General features: G+C 59.2%; 14 protein-coding genes. 7 read left to right on the forward strand and 7 right to left on the reverse strand.

All coding sequences use genetic code 11. From position 1 onward, the window contains the following. The first annotated feature begins 254 nt into the window (after positions 1–254). The 3 genes from HNP98_RS12545 (at position 255) to HNP98_RS12555 (ending at position 3,205) form a co-directional block, all read left to right on the forward strand. Positions 255–1,043: an NIPSNAP family protein gene (locus HNP98_RS12545; RefSeq protein WP_173810423.1), complete on the forward strand. Its 789-nt coding sequence runs from the start codon at positions 255–257 to the stop codon at positions 1,041–1,043. Positions 1,044–1,178: 135 nt separating this feature from the next. Then, positions 1,179–2,117 carry a sugar phosphate isomerase/epimerase family protein gene (locus tag HNP98_RS12550; protein WP_173810526.1) on the forward strand — a complete coding sequence of 313 codons (939 nt, stop codon included), beginning with the start codon at positions 1,179–1,181 and terminating at the stop codon, positions 2,115–2,117. Between the two features lie 254 nt (positions 2,118–2,371). After that, entirely contained in the window at positions 2,372–3,205 is an 834-nt protein-coding gene (locus tag HNP98_RS12555) for an alpha/beta hydrolase (RefSeq protein ID WP_217425748.1), read from the forward strand. 141 nt (positions 3,206–3,346) lie between these two features. Here HNP98_RS12555 and HNP98_RS12560 read toward each other — a convergent pair whose 3' ends face one another. Together HNP98_RS12560 and HNP98_RS12565 are read right to left on the reverse strand one after the other, a co-directional pair. Then, entirely contained in the window at positions 3,347–3,802 is a 456-nt protein-coding gene (locus HNP98_RS12560; RefSeq protein ID WP_217425749.1) for a VOC family protein, read from the reverse strand. Between the two features lie 40 nt (positions 3,803–3,842). Continuing rightward, positions 3,843–5,339 (reverse strand): TolB family protein, encoded by a 1,497-nt coding sequence (locus HNP98_RS12565; protein ID WP_246275121.1) that lies wholly within the window; start codon positions 5,337–5,339, stop codon positions 3,843–3,845. 257 nt (positions 5,340–5,596) lie between these two features. Here HNP98_RS12565 and HNP98_RS12570 point away from each other — a divergent pair, with 257 nt between their 5' ends. Beyond that, the gene (locus HNP98_RS12570; protein WP_173810426.1) at positions 5,597–7,027 is read left to right on the forward strand and encodes a 3' terminal RNA ribose 2'-O-methyltransferase Hen1; all 1,431 of its coding nucleotides are present in this window, start codon (positions 5,597–5,599) and stop codon (positions 7,025–7,027) included. 5 nt (positions 7,028–7,032) lie between these two features. Here HNP98_RS12570 and HNP98_RS12575 read toward each other — a convergent pair whose 3' ends face one another. Next, a complete protein-coding gene (locus HNP98_RS12575; protein WP_217425750.1) occupies positions 7,033–8,433 on the reverse strand; it encodes a restriction endonuclease in 1,401 nt (466 codons plus the stop codon). Between the two features lie 64 nt (positions 8,434–8,497). Between HNP98_RS12575 and HNP98_RS12580 the strand changes: the two genes are divergently transcribed. Then, positions 8,498–8,650 (forward strand): AAA family ATPase, encoded by a 153-nt coding sequence (locus tag HNP98_RS12580; RefSeq protein WP_173810427.1) that lies wholly within the window; start codon positions 8,498–8,500, stop codon positions 8,648–8,650. A 193-nt stretch (positions 8,651–8,843) separates the two neighbouring features. Here HNP98_RS12580 and HNP98_RS12585 read toward each other — a convergent pair whose 3' ends face one another. Next, the gene (locus HNP98_RS12585) at positions 8,844–9,416 is read right to left on the reverse strand and encodes a hypothetical protein (RefSeq protein WP_173810428.1); all 573 of its coding nucleotides are present in this window, start codon (positions 9,414–9,416) and stop codon (positions 8,844–8,846) included. Positions 9,417–9,444: 28 nt separating this feature from the next. On the opposite strand from HNP98_RS12585, the gene HNP98_RS12590 reads away from it, so the two are divergent. Next, entirely contained in the window at positions 9,445–12,207 is a 2,763-nt protein-coding gene (locus HNP98_RS12590; RefSeq protein WP_173810429.1) for a polynucleotide kinase-phosphatase, read from the forward strand. Between the two features lie 75 nt (positions 12,208–12,282). On the opposite strand, the gene HNP98_RS12595 is transcribed toward HNP98_RS12590, so the two are convergent. Together HNP98_RS12595 and HNP98_RS12600 are read right to left on the reverse strand one after the other, a co-directional pair. After that, on the reverse strand, positions 12,283–12,441 hold the full coding sequence (locus tag HNP98_RS12595) for a hypothetical protein (RefSeq protein WP_173810430.1): 159 nt from the start codon (positions 12,439–12,441) through the stop codon (positions 12,283–12,285). A gap of 9 nt (positions 12,442–12,450) precedes the next feature. After that, positions 12,451–12,888 (reverse strand): DUF6934 family protein, encoded by a 438-nt coding sequence (locus HNP98_RS12600; protein WP_217425751.1) that lies wholly within the window; start codon positions 12,886–12,888, stop codon positions 12,451–12,453. On the opposite strand from HNP98_RS12600, the gene HNP98_RS21940 reads away from it, so the two are divergent. After that, entirely contained in the window at positions 12,889–13,086 is a 198-nt protein-coding gene (locus HNP98_RS21940) for a hypothetical protein (RefSeq protein ID WP_217425752.1), read from the forward strand. 180 nt (positions 13,087–13,266) lie between these two features. Here HNP98_RS21940 and HNP98_RS12610 read toward each other — a convergent pair whose 3' ends face one another. Then, on the reverse strand, positions 13,267–13,518 hold the full coding sequence (locus tag HNP98_RS12610) for a DUF3601 domain-containing protein (RefSeq protein WP_173810432.1): 252 nt from the start codon (positions 13,516–13,518) through the stop codon (positions 13,267–13,269). Between the last annotated feature and the right edge of the window lie 2 nt (positions 13,519–13,520).

The raw sequence follows: 13,520 nt of genomic DNA on the forward strand, positions 1-13,520 counted from the left end.
GTTTAGCTGTTGATAAACAATTGGCCAGCACCGGGAAATTGACGAGTTGTGTATTTTTAACCGAATATTTACGAGAGCGGGGCCCCGGTGGGGCTGCGGGGCAAAAGCTGGCGAAAGCGGCGGGCCCGCTGCGGGCCAAACAAGAAAGTGCGCCGGGGCTGGGCCCGCCGCTTCCCGCAAATTCCGGGGCGGCCCGCGGCAACGGCGTCCGCGGTGCTACTTTCGGCCGGCCGCTTTTTATTCCCGCCCCCGCCATGAAAAACCTCGTCTTATTTCTATTCTTAACCGGGCTGTTTTTGGGCCCCGGCACCAACAGCGCGGCGGCCCGGGCCCGGGCCGCCAAACCCGCGTACTGCGAGCTGACGGTTTACCACTTCAAAACCAGCCGGCAGGAAGCCCTGCTCGACAGTTTTTTGCAGCGGCAGTACCTGCCGGCGCTGCACCAGGCCGGCATTGCCGACGTCGGCGTTTTCAAGCCGGTGGGCAACGACACCACCGCCGACAAGCGGGTGTACGTGCTCGTGCCCTTCGCCGCGCTGAAGCAATGGGAAAAGGTTGCGCAAGAAACGAGCAGCCGGGCCGCAACGGCCCCCGGCGGGTACGCCAACGCGGCCTACAACAACCCGGCGTACACTCGCATGGAAACAATTCTCATCAAAACCTTCGATGAGATGACCGGCCTGGTGCCCCCCAAGCTGGAGGGCCCCCAAAGCGAGCGGGTGTACGAGCTGCGGAGCTACGAGGGCGCGAGCGAAAAAATATTCCGCAACAAAGTGCGGATGTTCAACGCCGGCGGCGAAATCAAGCTCTTCGCCCGGCTCGGCTTCAACGGCGTTTTTTACGGCGAAGTCGCCTTTGGGTCGAAAATGCCCAACCTGATGTACATGACGTCTTTCAACAATATGGCCGCCCGCGAAGCGCACTGGAAAACGTTCGGTAGCGACCCCGAGTGGAAGCAGCTCTCGGGCCGGCCGGAGTATCAAAACAACGTGTCGCACATCGACATCGTGTTTCTGCGGCCCACGGCTTATTCCGGCCTTTAAGTGGTCAGGCATCAGTTGCCGGTTGTTAGCTGATTTACCAATTGCTGACTAACAACTGACAACGAGCAACTGACAACCCGTTTACTTTTGCACGGGTACTCAATTATTCTTCCAACCCTCACCACCCACCCGGCCATGTCCACCTCCCGTCGTCATTTTCTGAAAAGCGCGGCCGCCTTTACGGCCGCGGCCGCCGTTGCGCCGCTGCTGGCCGGGGCCGCGCCCAACAAGGCATTTTTTGAAATTTCGCTGGCCGAATGGTCCTTTCACAAGTCGCTGTTCGGCAATAAAATCAGCAACCTCGATTTTCCGGTCATCGCCAAAAAACAGTACGGCATCGGCGTGGTGGAGTACGTGAACCAGTTTTTCAAGGACAAGGCCGAAGACCAGAAGTACCTGAGCGAGCTGCTGCTGCGCTGCCACGACAACGGCGTGAAAAACCACCTGATAATGGTGGACGGCGAAGGCGAGCTGGGGTCGCCCAACGAGCAGGAGCGAATCAAAGCCGTCGAAAACCACTACAAATGGGTGGATGCGGCCAAGTACCTGGGCTGCATCACGGTGCGGGTAAATGCGTTTGGCAAAGGCTCGGCGGAGGACGTGCAAAAGGCCGCCGCCGACGGCCTGGGCCGGCTCGCCGAGTACGCGCAAAAGGCGGGCATTAATGTGATTGTGGAGAACCACGGCAGCTACACCTCCAACGGCGAGTGGCTGCTGGGCACCATCCAAAAAGTGGGCCGGCGCAACGTGGGCATTCTGCCCGACTTTGGCAACTTCTGCATCCGGCGCGACACCGGCGACCTGTACCAGGGCAAGTGCATCGAGGAGTACGACAAGTACAAAGCCGTGCAGGAATGGATGCCGGTGGCCAAAGGCGTAAGCGCCAAAACCTTCGACTTTGATGCGGCCGGTAACTGCGTCGAAACCGATTACCTGAAGATGTTCAAAATCATCAAAGATTCCGGCTTCAAAGGCTACGTGGGCATCGAGTACGAAGGCGAAAAGCTGAGCGAAGAGGAGGGCATCAAAAAAACGAAGGCCCTGCTGGAAAAAGTCGTGCAGAATTTGAGCTAGGCGCGCTTGGTAATTAATTGGCGGTGGGCTAAAATGGGGTGGTCCGGCGACTTTTTCTGTCGTCGGGCCACTCTGACGGTTGAACAGGTCCCCGGCCGGTAACAAGAGTGGCCCGACAAAGCCCTTCGGGCAATTCGCCGGACCACCCCGTTCTAGTCCACCGCCAAATAATTAGCGCGTTTGCCGCAGTCACTTTTTGTACGGATAATCCACCGCTCTCCATGCCCAGGCCAGTAGCTTTATTTCTGCTTTTATTGCTGGCTTCGTTCGCGACGCGGGCGCAGCCGCTGGTGGTGCCGCTCTGGCCCAAGGGGGCCCCCGGCTTCGAAAACCGGCGGAACGAGCCCGAGCAGGCCAAGGATTACTGGATTAAAAACATCCATAACCCGTCGATTACCGTTTTTCTGCCGCCCAAGGAGAAAGCCACCGGGGCCGCGGTAATTATTTGCCCCGGCGGCGGCCACCGCGAGCTGGTGTACAACGCCGAGGGCGTGGAGCCAGCCGTGTATCTAAACAGCATCGGCGTGGCAGCTTTCGTGTTGAAATACCGGCTGAGCCGCGAAGAAAACTCGCCCTATTCCTTGGACAAGCACCCGCGGCAGGACGCCTACCGCGCCGTGCGCCTGGTGAGGAGCCGGGCCAAGGAGTGGGGCATCGACCCGGCCCGCCTCGGCATGCTCGGCTTTTCGGCCGGCGGCGAAGTCGTGGCCATGGTGGCGTACGCCGACGGCCGCGGCGATGCCAAAGCGGCCGACCCCGTCGACCGGCTCAACGGCAAGCCTGATTTCCAGATGCTCATCTACCCCGGCCCGTTGGGCATTCCCGACAGCGTGGGGGCCACGGCCCCGCCGGCGTTTTTGCTGGCCGCCAACAACGACGTGTGCTGCTCGGAGCCCATCGTGCGGCTGCTCAAGGGCTACCGCGCCGCGCACGTGCCGGTGGAAGTGCACCTCTACACGCAGGGCAGCCACGGGTTCAACATGGGCCAACGCTCCAAGCTGGCTTCCATCGGCACGTGGCCGCAGCGGATGGCCGATTGGCTGGCCGACAACGGCGTGCTGGATCCAAAAAATAAACACCAGGAGTAGGGCCCTGCGAACAGCTAAGTAATTAAATAGCCGGTAGTGCAAAGGCCGCAACGCTAACAGGCGCTCAGCTTTTTCACTGCCGGCTATTTATTTGATTGGCCGTTTAATTAAATACCGCAGCGACTAAACAGCTTCAATGCCTCAAAACTTATCGTCGTTGACTTCCACCCAGAATTTATCGGGGTCCTGGAAGTAAATCTGTTTCACGCCGTCGGGCCGGGGAGTGGTTTGTTTCTCGTCGCCTTTCCAGTTGCCGTAGCGCACGTTTAATTGGTCGAGGTGCGCCATGAACTGCTTCAGGTCGGGCACGCTGAACGCCAGGTGCGTATTGATGTCGTGCTCCTCCGGCTTCCCGCCCTGGATGATGTGCAGCTGGCTGTGGGGCCCGATGCGAAACCAGGTGTGCCGGCCGTCCTTGAACGGTTCCGGGATTTCCTGGAGCAGCAGGACGTTCTTGTAGAACGCGTCGCTCTGCGCCAGGCTGGTCACGTACACCGCCACGTGGCTGAGGGCGGTGGGGCCCTGGGCCGCTGCGCCCCGCGCCCCCGCCACCATCAATATGAAAGTCAGGAAGTAGCGAAGGATAGGCGAGTACATGAATTAATTGGGTTGCTGATTAATAAGATTTGGCGCGTAATTACTGGCCGGCGTCCGCGCTGTTGCTGATGAAAGCAATCTTCTTGCTGTCGGGCGACCACGAGGGCGTGTTCATCGTGCCCTGGCCGCCGTAAACGTAGGCAATTACTTTGGGCTCACCGCCGCCCACCGGCATCACGCGCAGGTACACGTGCTTGTAAAACGGGTGGTCGGTGGCGGGCACTTCGTCTTTCAGGAACGAGATGAACGCCACCCATTTGCCGTCGGGCGACACGTGCGGAAACCAGTCCTGGTACGCGCCGGTGGTCACGGCTTCCTGGGCGCTGCCGTCGGCCTTCATGCGCCAGATTTGCATGGTGCCCGTGCGGTTGGAATTGAAATAAATAAACTGGCCGTCGGGCGTGTATTCGGAGCCGTCGTCGAGGCCTTTGGCGGTGGTGAGGCGCACTTCCTTGCCGCCGCCGGCGGGCACGCGGTAAATGTCGAACTCGTCGTTGCGCTGCCCGGTGAGGAGCAGGAACTTGCCGTCCGGCGACCAGCCGTGCAGGTAGGAGGGGCCCCGGGGCGTGATTTGCCGGGGCGTGCCGCCCGTCGAAGCCACGGTGTAGGCGATGGAGCCGCCCAGCTTCTCAACGCCGCTGCTCAGGCCCAGCTGCTTGCCGTCGAAGGAGAGCACGTGGTCGTTGTTGTTGTTTTTGACGTCGCCGGTGGGCAGGGGCGTCGGCTGGCGCGTGGCCAGGTCAAAATTGTACATCAGGCCTTCGCTGTTGTACACCAGGCGCTGGCCGTCGCGCCGCCAGTTCGGGGCCTGGAGCGACTTGGGCGACGAGTAAATTATTTCGCGGCGGCCCGTGGTGGCTTCGAGCAGCTCGAGGTGGCTGCCGAGGTATTCCTTGTACTGCACCAGCCCGTCGTGGGCCGGCACGCTGATGCGCACGTCGCGGAACACGCCCGTTTCCGTCACGTCGGCGTTGTGCGAGCCCACGAACAGGCCCACGTACACGTCGTCGCCCAGGTCCACGTCGGCCACGCTTGCCGTCACGAACGGCTGGCCGAACTCGGCGACCCGCATCGTGTAAACTTTGCCCGTCCGTTCGAGCTGGATGATGTTGGCGTGCGTGATTTTCGAGCGGATTTCTTCGGTGGGGGCCCCGGCGGTTTTGCGGAACTGCAACGACGTGAGGCCGTCGCCGTGCTCCACGGCGTTGACGTGCGGGGAGTTGCCGTCCAGGGTTTTGCGCACCATCCAGCCCACTTTGCGGTGCGGGTCCACGCCGTTCAAGCCCACAAATTCGGCCCGGGCGTAGAGGATGAAGTCGCCCTTCATTTTTTTGTAGGCGAAATGAAATTCGTCGTGGTCGAGCCAGATGTTGTAGCCCGCCCCGGAAATAACATATTGCTGGGTGGCGGGCAGGTAGGTGGCCGCGCCGGGCTTCACGCCGGTGCCAATGTCCTGGTGGCCGTCGAAAACGCCGAGCTTTTCCTGTGCGTGAGCAGCCGGGCCGAACAGCGCGAAGAGGGCGAACAAAACGACCATTGGTAATAAGTTTTTCATTGCAGTGGGAGCCGGTTGGGTGGGAGAGTAAGCGAGGAAAGGTGGTACTAAAATGCGCGGCTGATAAATTGCCGGGTGCCCGCAAGGTGTTGGTGTCGTGCGGTTTGTGTTTATAATAATTATAATATTTTATTGACTGGCTGGGATAAGGTAGCGCACGGCTTTTAATTAGTGGCCATTTGCGTCGTATTTGCCGGGCGGGCCGGGCTACTTTTGGCCCTTCGCCCCGCGCTTTGGCCATGCTACTCACCATTTCGACCACGTACCAGCCCGCCACCGATTTGGGCTATTTGCTCCACAAAAACCCGGGCCGCCTGCAAACCGTGGAGGTGGCCGGGGGCCAGGCCCACGTATTCTACCCCGAAGCCACCGCCGAGCGCTGCACCGCCGCCCTGCTGCTCGACCTCGACCCCGTGGGCCTCGTGCGCGGCCGGGGCCCCGGCAACGAGGGTTTCGCCCTGGAGCAGTACGTGAACGACCGGCCCTACGTGGCCTCGTCGTTCCTGAGCGGGGCCCTGAGCAAGGCTTTCGGCACGGCCATGAACGGCACCTGCAAGGACCGCCCCGACCTGCCCGCCCAGGCCCTGCCGCTGGCCGTGAAAGTGGCCGTTGTCTCGGCCCCGGGCCCCGACTGGCCGCGCCGCCTCTTCGAGCCGCTGGGCTACGAAGTAGCCATCGAAACTACGCCGCTCGACCCCACCGTGCCCGCCTGGGGCCCCAGCCGCTACTACACCCTGCACCTGCGCCACAGCGGCCTGCGCCTGCAAGACGTGCTCACCCACCTCTACGTGCTGCTGCCGGTGCTCGACAACGACAAGCACTACTACATCGATGAGAATGAGGCCGAAAAGCTGCTGCACCGCGGCGCCGGCTGGCTGCCCCAGCACCCCGAGCGCGGCTTCATCACGCGCCGCTACCTGCGCTACCTGGCCGCTTACGTAAACCCCACGCTGGCGCGGCTACTGGAAGGCACGGAGGAAGAGCTGCCCGAACCCGAGGCCCCCGGCGCCCTCGAAACGCCCGCCCCGGCCGCGCCCGAAGCCGCCGCGGGGCCCCTGGCCGAACCCAAGCTGAGCCTCCACGACCAGCGCCTCCAGCAAGTGGCTCAGGAAATCTACGACCTGGGCCCCAAGCGCGTGCTCGACCTGGGCTGCGGCGAAGGCAAGCTGCTGCGCCTGCTCCTGCGCCAGCCCAAAATCGAGTACCTCCTCGGCCTGGACGTGTCGCACCAGGCCCTGAGCCGCGCCGCGGCCCGCCTGCACCTGGCCGAAATGCCCCCGCGCCAGCGCGCCCGCCTCGACCTCATCCAGGGCTCGCTGCTCTACCGCGACGAACGCCTCGCCGGCTTCGACGCGGCGGCGCTGGTCGAAGTCATCGAGCACCTCGACGCCAACCGCCTGGGGGCCCTGGAAACCGTGGTGTTCGGCCAGGCCCGCCCGGCGCACGTCTTCGTCACGACGCCCAACGCCGACTACAACCAGCTTTTCGAAAAGCTCAACGCCGGCGAATTTCGCCACGACGACCACCGCTTCGAGTGGTCCCGCGCCGAGTTTGCCGCCTGGGCCACCGCCGTAGCCGAGCGCCACGGCTACCAAGTGCGGCTAATAGGCATGGGGGAGGAGGTAGAGGGCGTGGGGGCCCCGTCGCAGCTAGCGGTGTTTGGGTTATAACCCCCTCAGTTTAATCTATCTAAGTTGTATTGTATAGCTGTGAATACTTCATGCTCTTTGTTAAGAGATTTTAAAAAGTCTTGTCTAGCCTCTTTAAAATATATCTTGGCCTTCGTAAAGTCTTTAATGGAACTGTAAAAAAGAGCAAGGTGATATTTTATATTACCTTGGGCTTCTAGGTTCGTAGTAAAATCTTTGAGCTTTCGTGACAGTATTTCGATTAATTTTTCTTTCTCATCATACAGAATATCTATTAAATCTTGACAAACAGTCGGGTTAGTTGGGCCTAAATCGAAAAAGATGTCGATAATAGGATTCAAATAATCAGTGTCTTTATTAGTTGCTACAGCTAATTCAATACGACCTTTTATTGCCTCATAGCTTGTTTGGCAAAGGCTAATGCTCTCTATGAATTTTTGATCAGCCTCTTCGAATTTATTTGCTGATTGTAAAATTTTTCCCTGTGTAATAAGGATTGACGCTATTTCTGTATTGTCTTTTGTTATTGAAATTATTTCGCTAAGCTCTGCTAATTCACTTCTTAATTTAGCTTCTATATCGATGGCTATAGGTAAAGCTTTTGCAAGTATGTATTCAAGTTTTTTTATATTCTTGTCTTTTAATTCATCAGGCGTAAATAATACGCACAAGAAGAAGAATTCATTGAATTCTACAAAACCAGTATACTCAGGAGTATGATAAGAGTCTATAATTATTTTTCTTAATTTGGTTTTTGCGTCACTTCTCCTAATAGTGCTTTGATATGTAGTTTTAGCATTTGATGATAACGAGATTGTATACTCCTCTTGAAATTTTATGAGTTTTTCTAGTGAACTTAACTGTTCGGTTTTACTTATGATTTTTATATACATCCATTCTTTTTTCTTTCGTGCTTCTTCTAGGCTTAACCCGCGTTGGAAAACTGCTGCATTTATACCTTCTACGTGGGACGCATCTATAACCCATCCAAAAGGACTTGGTATTAAAACGCCATACTTACCACTGTAAGGGATTGCTCCGAACCCTTGAAAATCTTTTAATTCATCAAAATTAAGAATATCAAGTTCAAGTCTGCTAGGGTCATTGTAAGCTCTATTTATTGCGGCTTGGGAGTATCCTTTTTGTGTAATTAATAATCCTTTATCAGCTCCTACGTCCTGCATCATCGCTAGAAATGATTCAACATCTTTCACATCAATATTTTCCGAATAGTATTTGCCGTCAACAATAATTGTAATCTTTTCCCCAGCAGCATAATCTTGTACTAAGATGTCAATTTGACGGTCTGCTTTAGAATAGCGCCCGGGTAAAGAAGCATTGTGTGTGATTTCCGCTTCGGGATACATATCCTGAAATTGAGTATGAATTTCCTTCTCGTACTTCTTCCAATCCATCAATCCAGACATTTTTTGTTCAAGTTAAGTAAGTATGCGCTCTATACGCATGCAAAGGTTTCTTAAGATAATACTAATGCCCCAAGATACCCTGAAGGTCCCCGAACTTGCCCTGGTGCTGCTCATTGGCAGCACGGGGGCGGGCAAGTCCACGTTTGCCCGGCGCTTGTTCCAGCCTACCGAAATAGTGTCGTCGGCTACTCGCCGGGGCCCCAGCGGTAGGGGCTAGCGGAACCGGGTGCGGTTGGCCCGTTGTTTTTACCTTGCCCACTCAAGCCATTTACCTATGAAACCTGCCCTTACTGCTGCTGCCAAAGCCGCCAAGCGCCAGCAACTGGCGGAAGCCATGCGTGCCTCGTTCCGCATCGAAGGCATCCAGGTTTCGGCCGAGCAGGCCCGGGCGGCGCTGCGCGCGGTAGAGGCTAGCTTGGAGTATCGTGCGGACTTTCAGTTAGCGGAATCTGAGGCAAAGCGACCCGCATAAAGTCTTTAAAACCTTCTTCAAATTCCTCACGGGCCAGGTCGCCGGGCTTGCCGTATTGCGCGGTGAGGTGGTCGTTGAAATTTATAAGTGTCGGCCTATGCGCAGCTTGTAGTTTCAATTTTGCCTGGACTGTTGCAAGTTCGTTGGGATGATTCAGGTCGACGATAATAAGTCTGTCGACTACCCGATTAGCTTCTAGGTGGGTTATTTCTGCCTGAAACGGGTTGTCATCAACCCAATAAAAGTCGGATTCTAATGCGATGGCTTCGGTCTTGAGCGTATCCCAATTTGTGGAATGCACGGCATCTTTGAGTTGCTCAAGCGTCGCGGGAAGTAGGAATTGCGCAAGATATTTGAGTGCGGAACGGCTGTCACCTTTGCAATGCGTGGTCAACCAGTAGCATTCGAATTGTTGCGTCACAAAAGCAACAAACGCATCGACGCCGGGCGCGGCTCGCGTGTGTTTTGACGTAAGCAAAACGCCGTCAATGTCTAAATAAAGCTTCGCCATTGGGTGGGGTTATCATTTGCCAGAAACAATGCCCCAAGATACCCTGAAGGTCCCCGAACTTGCTCTGGTGCTGCTTATTGGCAGCACGGGGGCGGGCAAGTCCACGTTTGCCCGGCGCTTATTTAAGCCCACCGAAATTGTGTCGTCGGACACCTGCCGGGGCTTGGTGGCCGACGACGAAAACGACCAATCGGCCAGCGCCGACGCCTTTGAGCTGCTGCACTACTTGGTGGCCAAGCGCCTGAAGCGCGGCCTGCTGACCGTGGTGGACGCCACCAACGTGCAGCCCGAGGGCCGCAAGCCCCTGGTGGCCCTGGCCCGGCAGTACCACGTGCTGCCCGTGGCCGTGGTGCTCGACGTGCCCGACGGCGTGGCCCTGGCCCGCAATGCCCAGCGCCCCGAGCGGCGCGGCGTGGGGCCCCACGTGGTGGCCCGCCACCGCCAGGCGCTGCGCCGCAGCCTGCGCACCCTCAAGGAGGAAGGGTTCCGGCACATCCACCACCTGCGCGGCGAGGCGGAAATTGACGCGGTGCAAAGCATCGTCCGCGAGCGGCTCTACAACAACCGCCGGGAGGAAACGGGGCCCTTCGACCTCATCGGCGACGTGCACGGCTGCTACCACGAGCTGCGCGCGCTGCTGGAGAATCTGGGCTACCAGATTCTGGAGGAGCCGATTTTGGATATCCGGGATTTGGGCGTGCGGGTGGTGGCCCCGCTCACCTCACCCCCGGCCCCTCTCCCGCGGAGAGGGGAGCCAGACGCAAGCGAAACAGAATCGTTAGGCTCCCCCTCTCCGCGGGAGAGGGGGCCGGGGGGTGAGGTTCTGGGGCCGCGCCGCCGCGCTATTTTCCTGGGCGACCTCGTGGACCGGGGCCCCGCCTCGCCGCAGGTGCTGCGCCTGGTGATGAGCATGGTGCGCGCCGGCACCGCCCTGTGCGTGCCCGGCAACCACGACATCAAGCTCCTGCGCCACCTCAACGGCAAGAAAGTCACCGTGAACCACGGCCTGGCCGAAACCCTGGCCCAGCTGGAGGCCGAGCCCGAAGCGTTCAAGGGCGAAGTGCGGCGCTTCCTCGACGGGCTGGTGAGCCACTACGTGCTCGACGGCGGCCGGCTGGTGGTCGCCCACGCCGGGATGCCCGAGGCCATGCAGGGGCGCGGCTCGGGGGCCGTGCGGGCCTTCGCGCTCTTTGGCGAAAGCACCGGCGAGATTGACGAGTTCGGCCTGCCCGTGCGCTACGAGTGGGCCCGCGAGTACCGCGGCCGGGCCCTGGTGGCCTTCGGCCACACGCCCGTGCCCGACGCTGAGTGGCTCAACAACACCATCGACCTCGACACGGGCTGCGTGTTCGGGGGGCGCCTCACGGCCCTGCGCTACCCCGAGCGCGAGCTGGTGGCCGTGCCCGCCGCGCAGGTGTACTCCGAGCCCGTGCGCCCGCTGAATTATAAGCAGTTAGCTGCTAGCACTCAGCTGTTAGCTTCTTCGCCCGACGGAGCAAGCCAGAACGGAAAGCTAACAGCTAATAGCTATCAGCTAGAAGCTGATGAAACGCTCGACATCCGCGACGTGACGGGCAAGCAGTTCATCGAAACCCGGCTGCTGCGCGGCGTCACCATCCGGGAGGAAAACGCGGTGGCCGCTTTGGAGGTGATGTCGCGCTTCGCCGTGCATCCCAAGTGGCTGCTGTACCTGCCGCCCACCATGTCGCCCACCGAAACCTCGGCCCTGCCCGACTTGCTCGAACACCCCGCCGAAGCATTCGCCTACTACCGGCGGCAGGGCGTGGAGCGCGTGGTGTGCGAAGAAAAGCACATGGGCAGCCGCGTGGTGGTGGTGCTGGGCAAGGATGAAGCCGCCATCCAGCGCCGCCTGGGGCTGGCGGGCGAGGGCATCGGCAAGTGCTACACCCGCACCGGCCGCAACTTTTTCACCGACGGGGCCCTGGAAACGGCCTTCCTGGCCCGCCTGCGCGACGCCCTGAGCACCGCCGGCTTCTGGGAGAAGTTCGACACCGACTGGGTGTGCCTCGACGCCGAGCTGCTGCCGTGGTCGGCCAAGGCCCAGGAGCTGGTGAAAACCCAGTACGCCGCCGTGGCCGCCGCCGCCACCGCCGCCCTGCCCCAGGCCGAAGCCGTGCTGGCCGATGCCGCCGCCCGCGGCCTCGATGGCGCCGAAGCCCTGCTGGCCCGCACCACCGCCCGCCGCCAGGCCGCCACCCACTACGCCGACGCCTACCGCCGCTACTGCTGGCCGGTGCACTCGCTCGACGACCTCAAGCTGGCCCCCTTCCACCTGCTGGCCACCGAAGGCAAAACGTACTTCGACCGCGACCACGCCTGGCACATGGAAACCCTGCGTGCCCTCGCCCTGGCCGACCCGGGCCTGCTGCGCGCCACGCCCTACCGCGTGGTGCCCCTGCACGACCCCGCCGCCGTGGAAGCCGCCATCCAGTGGTGGACGGACCTGACGGCGGCCGGCGGCGAGGGCATGGTGGTGAAGCCCTACGACTTCGTGGCCCTGCGCGGCCAGAGCCTGCTGCAACCCGCCCTCAAGTGCCGGGGCCCCGAGTACCTGCGCATCATCTACGGCCCCGACTACCTGCTGCCGGGCAACCTGGAGCGCCTGCGCCAGCGCAACGTGAAAGCCAAGCGCAACCTGGCCCTGCGCGAGTTTTCGCTGGGCGTGGAAGGGCTGGAGCGCTTCGTGGCCGGGCAGCCCCTGCGCCGCGTGCACCAGTGCGTGTTCGGCGTGCTGGCCCTGGAAAGCGAGGCCGTGGACCCGCGGCTGTAGGTAGCGACAGCAACAGAAAAAGCCGCTCATTGAGCGGCTTTTTCTGTTGCTGTTACTGATTTACACTATGGGAAGTTAGCCCGGAAGTAGGTGCTTCGGGATTTGTCCTTCGCGAAGCATTTCATTTGCTTTTACTAATTTTTCCTTGAATGGATTTTGCTCCTGGTACTTCGCCAACGATTTCTTGATGCGCACAATGGGCACCTTGCTCGCGTTCAATTCTTTAATGGTCATGGCCGTAAGTTATTTTTTGCGTCTAACTAAAAAAGCATCGTACGTCACGCCCCTCGTGAATTCTTTCCAAATACCTTCATTACGGCCGTAAAGTTCAAAATCGTCTTTGGCTTCTGCTTGGTACTTGGTCAGGCCCATACGGTAGAGGCGGGTTCGCGCTGGAGTGTTGCCGGCCGCGAAAATAACAGCATCGGGGTAACGGTCGAAGAAAGCATAAACGCAGCCGGCCACCGTGGCTAGTACTTGGTCGCTGTCGCCGTTGTTGGAAATGCTGGAGTCATCTAGTTCTCCCGTCAACGGGTCTTTATCGCCTAAAGCCAGGTTGTATAGTCCAGCTTGGTTGGTTTCCGCGAAGATGACCAATTTTGGGATGTTCCCTCTTGGTCCTGAGCTGGTAAATTCGTATACCTTCAGGGTCGGGTCGGCTTCCAGCAGGTACTGTTTCAAGTGCATGAAGGCAAAGATATAAGCGGCCTGAAGCGCCAGCGCAACGTGAAAGCCAAGCGCAACCTGGCCCTGCGCGAGTTTTCGCTGGGCGTGGAAGGGCTGGAGCGCTTCGTGGCCGGGCAGCCCCTGCGCCGCGTGCACCAGTGCGTGTTCGGCGTGCTGGCCCTGGAAAGCGAGGCCGTGGACCCGCGGCTGTAGGTAGCGACAGCGAGTAGCAACTCAATCATCGGACTCGTAATCGAGCGAAGCCAGCCCGTCCAAACCATTCAACTTTTGGGGATTACTACGCACTATTATTCGGCGAATTTTCGGGCCAGTAGTATTAAAGACAAAATCATTAACTAGCAAAAAATTAAGAAGTTAATGAATATAATGTTATCAACAGGCGACTACGAAATGGGTGAAGTTTTCGATGAGCGCCGCTTGTTCCCCGGGCCGCCATTGCAGCCGGTACACCACCGGCAAGCCGCCGGCGCTGACGTGCAGCGTCAGTCCGTCTTCGTAGGGCACAAAATTGGTGTGCTCAAACACCCAGGTTTCGCCCACGGGGTACGCCTGGCCGTCGTAATCAACGAATGCCCGCACCACGCGGTAGCGCTGGCCCGGCGTAAGCTTCTGAATAGCAGCCATAC

This window comes from Hymenobacter caeli (genome assembly GCF_013294115.1).
In the GTDB taxonomy this organism is placed as follows: Bacteria; Bacteroidota; Bacteroidia; order Cytophagales; family Hymenobacteraceae; genus Hymenobacter; species Hymenobacter caeli.

Excerpts from the sequence above, each read along its gene's own strand:
- HNP98_RS12570 (WP_173810426.1), top strand. The coding sequence starts at position 5,597 with ATGCTACTCACCATTTCGACCACGTACCAGCCCGCCACCGATTTGGGC.
- HNP98_RS12560 (WP_217425749.1), bottom strand. The coding sequence starts at position 3,802 with ATGTACTCGCCTATCCTTCGCTACTTCCTGACTTTCATATTGATGGTG.
- HNP98_RS12580 (WP_173810427.1), top strand. The coding sequence starts at position 8,498 with ATGCCCCAAGATACCCTGAAGGTCCCCGAACTTGCCCTGGTGCTGCTC.
- HNP98_RS12550 (WP_173810526.1), top strand. The coding sequence starts at position 1,179 with ATGTCCACCTCCCGTCGTCATTTTCTGAAAAGCGCGGCCGCCTTTACG.
- HNP98_RS12590 (WP_173810429.1), top strand. The coding sequence starts at position 9,445 with ATGCCCCAAGATACCCTGAAGGTCCCCGAACTTGCTCTGGTGCTGCTT.
- HNP98_RS12575 (WP_217425750.1), bottom strand. The coding sequence starts at position 8,433 with ATGTCTGGATTGATGGATTGGAAGAAGTACGAGAAGGAAATTCATACT.
- HNP98_RS12545 (WP_173810423.1), top strand. The coding sequence starts at position 255 with ATGAAAAACCTCGTCTTATTTCTATTCTTAACCGGGCTGTTTTTGGGC.
- HNP98_RS12585 (WP_173810428.1), bottom strand. The coding sequence starts at position 9,416 with ATGGCGAAGCTTTATTTAGACATTGACGGCGTTTTGCTTACGTCAAAA.
- HNP98_RS12610 (WP_173810432.1), bottom strand. The coding sequence starts at position 13,518 with ATGGCTGCTATTCAGAAGCTTACGCCGGGCCAGCGCTACCGCGTGGTG.
- HNP98_RS12565 (WP_246275121.1), bottom strand. The coding sequence starts at position 5,339 with ATGGTCGTTTTGTTCGCCCTCTTCGCGCTGTTCGGCCCGGCTGCTCAC.
- HNP98_RS12595 (WP_173810430.1), bottom strand. The coding sequence starts at position 12,441 with ATGACCATTAAAGAATTGAACGCGAGCAAGGTGCCCATTGTGCGCATC.